Below are 1,871 nucleotides of genomic sequence, written 5' to 3'. Positions count from 1 at the left end.
ATTGCGTAGCATAATTATCACCCCTTCATATCTTTATTTTCCTCCAAAATACAAAAAAAGCCAGAAATTTATCTGACTTTTTCAGCAGCCTCAAAGCGGTTTGGCGGGGAAAAAGACAGCGAAACCCACCGAAATAACCTTCCAAAGCGACTTTGGAAGGTTATTTCCGCATGAATCCCGTCCAAAAAACCCGCCAAACACGGTTTGGCGGGCTAACTCACTTCGGTAACTGCATTCTTATGCCGTTTTGCCCCTCACTTCCCGCAGCACTTCTTGTATTTCTTGCCGCTCCCGCATGGGCAAGGGTCATTGCGGCCGATTTTTGGTTCGTTTACGGTCGGCGTACCCTTCGGCTGGGACATGAAGCCCGGATTTTTGTTCATCAGCTGATCAAAATATTTGTCCTGGGAATTATTTTTGAAGTATGCCCAGTTTTTCAGTTCACCGATAGTATCATCGATTTTTTGCAAGCTGCTGTTCCTCTTGGCACTAGCCAGAACGGATGATTTCCCTGCCACCATAGCCCGATCCACCGATTCCATACCGATCATTAAATAATCTACCTTATCATTTTCGTATGCTTCCTTTATTTCATCATACACTTCTCCCGGATAGATATCGGTACAGAGACCTATCAGCAGCGTCAGGAGGGTCATATTGTCGATTGTGCGGAAGATCTCTCTGTAGTAAGCCATAAGGTCTTCCCGTTCGATTTCACCATCCAATGTCAAAATAGCCAATGCGGTTATCGCCTGGGCTCTGGTAAATTCATCGATTTCCTCATTCCCGATCATTTGCTTGATGGGTGCCACGTCTCCCCCGCAAATCGAAGCCAGTATCCTTCCGGAAGAATCCATCATATCCCCAAACAGCTGCTCCGGCAGGTCACCAGGCAGGCCGAACAGCTCAAGAACGATAGGATAGGCTTCCTTGACTCTGAACTGAGCCAATAGATAAGCAGCATAGACATGGCCAAAATAGTCAAAATTGGTGATGTATTTTGCTTTGTCCTCACGTACCTCTTCAAGAACAGCCAGCAGCAACGGAATCGCTTCTTCCTGGTTGGCGATTATTTTTTCCAATTCTTTCTCTGGGAAAATCCTTTTTGGATCACATTGGATGCGATCGATTATTTCGGAGATTGTATGTTTTGAAGATTTTCTGCTCACCATCATTAACACCTCACCAAGGATATAGGTTTTTGGCACTGCTCTTTTATGTACCTCCAGTTTACCATACCCCTGCTTTGCGGGGCCCCCTGATCCCTTCGAGAACTTCCGATAACTTCCGATAACTCGCCTTGATTTTCCGCGATATACTCGTCATCTGGCCCTAGCCAACGAAAAGACCGGAATAATATCAGAAGTTACCCGCATATATAACAAGGCAGATTATAATCTAACATCCTCAAACCCTCGATATTGGTGAGTTTTGTGAAATCCTCGTTTCCCCCGGAATTCTAGGGTTCATCAATACAAATATTCATATTGGCATATTTTGATGTATTTTTAATTTATATTGATATAATTACATTGTAATCGATTACGAAAACATTATGTTTAATACCTTTATGTCAAATATCTCAAAATACCAAAAATATCTTTGATTAATTGGTATAAAACAATTTTTCTACATTAAACTTACGGATGCGATTTTAGATTATGTTCAAGAAAAAGATATTATTAGGGGCACTCTCTCTTTCGTTGCTTGCCTCAAACACTATATTTCCTTTGTCTATAGTGACTGCAGCAGAAATAGACCCTTCCCGCTCTTTAGTAACTCAACTTTCGCACACCGAAAAAGACCCTAAAGGCTTGATATATCAATAATTCTAGCTATACTATTATGCCGATAAACCGCTCGGGAACTGA

General features: G+C 42.2%; 2 pseudogenes. Both read right to left on the bottom strand.

The features are described 5' to 3' along the window. Positions 1–254: 254 nt before the first annotated feature. A pseudogene (locus tag BMZ71_RS15575) lies at positions 255–326 on the bottom strand (SEC-C metal-binding domain-containing protein); the annotation flags it as partial. Between the two features lie 105 nt (positions 327–431). Beyond that, positions 432–1,172: pseudogene (locus tag BMZ71_RS14515) on the bottom strand (DUF1186 domain-containing protein); the annotation flags it as partial. Positions 1,173–1,871: the final 699 nt, after the last annotated feature.

Origin of the sequence: Trichococcus flocculiformis (genome assembly GCF_900113645.1) — a bacterium.
In the GTDB taxonomy this organism is placed as follows: domain Bacteria; phylum Bacillota; class Bacilli; order Lactobacillales; family Aerococcaceae; genus Trichococcus; species Trichococcus flocculiformis.
The sequence above is the reverse complement of the archived record's forward strand: the minus strand, read 5'-3'. Positions and strand labels throughout refer to the sequence as shown.